The sequence below is a fragment of the Agathobacter ruminis genome, from assembly GCF_002735305.1.
In the GTDB taxonomy this organism is placed as follows: Bacteria; Bacillota; Clostridia; order Lachnospirales; family Lachnospiraceae; genus Roseburia; species Roseburia ruminis.
The window spans coordinates 1-2,882 of record NZ_PDYG01000036.1 but is presented as its reverse complement, the minus strand read 5'-3'; the positions used below and the strand labels follow the sequence as shown (position 1 = coordinate 2,882).

3 protein-coding genes and 1 pseudogene are annotated in these 2,882 nt (G+C 36.1%); all 4 read left to right on the top strand.

What is annotated here, in order from left to right; all coding sequences use genetic code 11:
- Positions 1 to 187, top strand: a pseudogene (locus CSX02_RS13750) (ISAs1 family transposase); the annotation flags it as partial.
- A gap of 252 nt (positions 188 to 439) precedes the next feature.
- Positions 440 to 760 carry a helix-turn-helix transcriptional regulator gene (locus CSX02_RS06825; protein WP_099386114.1) on the top strand — a complete coding sequence of 107 codons (321 nt, stop codon included), beginning with the start codon at positions 440 to 442 and terminating at the stop codon, positions 758 to 760.
- Positions 761 to 818: 58 nt separating this feature from the next.
- Complete coding sequence (rlmN, locus tag CSX02_RS06820; protein WP_099386113.1) at positions 819 to 1,946, top strand: 23S rRNA (adenine(2503)-C(2))-methyltransferase RlmN; 1,128 nt, start codon at positions 819 to 821, stop codon at positions 1,944 to 1,946.
- A gap of 73 nt (positions 1,947 to 2,019) precedes the next feature.
- Complete coding sequence (locus CSX02_RS06815) at positions 2,020 to 2,808, top strand: histidinol-phosphatase HisJ family protein (protein ID WP_099386112.1); 789 nt, start codon at positions 2,020 to 2,022, stop codon at positions 2,806 to 2,808.
- Positions 2,809 to 2,882: the final 74 nt, after the last annotated feature.

Genomic DNA, 2,882 nt, shown 5'->3' with positions numbered 1-2,882 from the left:
CAGATCTCCAGCCAAGGGATCCAAAAACAATCTGGCATTGATTCGAAAATTCGCCTACAATATCTTGCGAATCATGAGAATACAGCATTCCGTGAAGGAATCTTTGCCAGAAGTAATGGACTTGTTTGCTGATTCTCTTGAATTACTGCACAAATATATTTTCGAAGGTATCACTCCAATCAACTGATATAAACAGAATACAAGGATTTTTTTGATGTGTAAAGAGGGCAAGGGGGATTCTTGCGCTTTTTTTGTATACTGTGTCCATTGCTAGAGTTTGGTCATGCAGAATAAAGAATGGATCTGATAGAACGGCTTCGTGAAACAACCCTGAGTCGTCAATGGCGACATATTGACAAAATCGGCGACACACGCTAAAATTGTGTTGCCATTTATGATAAGATTTGCAGACTTTTAAAAATCTAGTAGCGCTCTTAACATGGTTATGCAAAAGAGAGCAAATTATTCTTTCGGAAAGGAGCTAAAAGTGGAGTTTAACAACAGTAAGAGAATTGAGCTAATCAATACAATGATAATAGAGTTGCCTGTACTTCGCGCAAGGATAGGCGCTTCTCAAGCTGATATCTCTGAAAGGATAGGCGTTTCAAGGCAAACATACAATGCAATAGAAAATAGTAAGAAAAAAATGAGTTGGACCGTATTTCTGGCTCTGTTTGCAGTCTTTAGTAGTGATGAACGGACTTTGAAGATGTTGGATTCTATTGATATTTTTAAAGAAGGTGTTGCAAAAGAACTATAAACTTTTTGCAATATACTTAGTTATAAAACATTTATTAATTGGAGGTCATGGCTCAAATATGGTTAAGAATATTTCGGTTCAACCAAAGGATATATATAAGGATCCATATGGATATACATATTCTGAAATGGTAAGCGTATTGGGAGAAAATGAGGCGGGTAAGATTTACCGTGAATTATACTCTAGATCTAAAAACACTGATAAATATAGAACGATCACAATCAAAGAAATCTTCCGTGGTGTTGATACTCAGAAATATGCTTTCGAGCTGTCAGATGGCTATTGCATTGAAACGGTAAGCATTAGACGGAAAACTGGTACTACTGTATGCGTGAGTACCATGGTAGGTTGTCCTGTTGGGTGTATCTTTTGCGCCTCTGGTGAAAATGGATTTGTAAGAAATCTAACACCGTCTGAAATTGTTCAACAAGTCATATTAGTAAAAGGTAAAGTGAATAGAATTGTATTCATGGGTATGGGAGAACCACTGTTTAATTATGATAATGTGATAAAGTCCATTCATATTTTAAGAGATCGCAAAGGAATTAACTTTCCAACCGATGGAATAACAATCTCAACAACGGGACCACTTCCTCAGATGAAAAAGCTCAGAGAAGAACACTTAAAAATTCAGCTTACGTTATCTCTTCATGCCACAAACCAGCGTACAAGGGATTCTATTATGCCTCATATGAAAGGGTATGATATAGATGAAGTGGTTCAATCAGTTCTTTCATATTCAGAAAGACATAATCGTAGCGTTACTATAGCGTATTTATTAATACCTGGCATAAATGATCGTGAGAATGATGTAAAACAACTGGGAAAGTGGTTTCGAGATAAAAATGTATTGATTAATCTTTTACAATATAACGAAACAGATTGTAAAGCAGTTCGAAGACCAAACAAACAGGAATTAGTTGCATTTCGTGATAAGTTAAATAAATCAGGGCTTACTGTGAAAATCAGAGAGTCTCGAGGCGGAAATATAAAAGCTGCATGCGGTCAATTGGTAAGTAGACTAAACCGGCACAATGAATCTGTTGTGCCAAAAAAAATACATATTGCGGGATTAGAAAAGGAGTCGTCGAACAACGATGGATATTCAAATAGATTGAAGTCAAATAAGAGACCTTACACTAAGTCTAAAATAAGGAATGGGAAAAAGGGGGAATCGAGTAAATAAACATGAGTCAGTTACCTGTCTGATGAATGTGTTTGCTGATTGGAATTATTTCGATGAGAGGAGACCATCTCTTATGAATGCTTTTTTTGATATGCATGTCCATTCAAAATTCTCAATTGATGGAGTGTCTACGATGGAGGATTACTGTCTGATTGCTGAAAAATCGGGTATAAGGGCTATTTGTTTTACTGAACATGTGGATTTTAATTCAGAGGAGAAAAATCTTTCAATCGTCAAGGATAACAGAAAGCAGAACTTTGTTGTTGAAGATTACTTCAGTGAACTAAACCGTCTGCGGGAAAAATACAGTTCGATAATATTGCTAAGTGGAATTGAGTTTTCAGAGCCAAATATGTTTCCGGATGAGTTTGCTTTATATAGTTCGTATCCTTTCGACTGTATAACGGCTGGGATACATCATTGCTATAATTCAGTCTTTCCAGGGGCTGGAAATTTGTCGGTATCAAAAGCAATTCATGAGTATTATCAGATAATGCAAAAAGCAATCGAGTTCGGAGGTTTTCAAGTGATGGCTCACTTGGATTTCCCCAAATTATTCTTTGACAAGTGGATAATTAACAACGATGTTCTGGATACAATTCTTTCAACAATGATTAATAAGAACATTTTGTTAGAAGTAAATACTTCTTCTCTTAATAATCCGTGCGATGAACCAATGCCATCATATTTTATTATAAATCGATATGTTGAGTTGGGCGGCAATAAAATAGTTATTGGTTCTGATGCTCACAGTTCGGATAGGCTGGCTAACCATTTTAAAGATGTTATACCGCGTTTACCTAATTGCATTCAAATAGGCTATTTTAGAGAAAAGGAGTTCATTCCGGTGATAATAAATTGAAAAACAGTTTCTTAATCCTGAATTATTCACGAGGGTAGGTCCTGCATAGGATCCCCACCCTCAGACATGTAAAC

Bases quoted from the DNA above. Each gene is read 5' to 3' on its own strand.
- CSX02_RS06825 (WP_099386114.1), top strand. From the start codon at position 440: ATGGTTATGCAAAAGAGAGCAAATTATTCTTTCGGAAAGGAGCTAAAA.
- CSX02_RS06815 (WP_099386112.1), top strand. From the start codon at position 2,020: ATGAATGCTTTTTTTGATATGCATGTCCATTCAAAATTCTCAATTGAT.
- rlmN (WP_099386113.1), top strand. From the start codon at position 819: ATGGTTAAGAATATTTCGGTTCAACCAAAGGATATATATAAGGATCCA.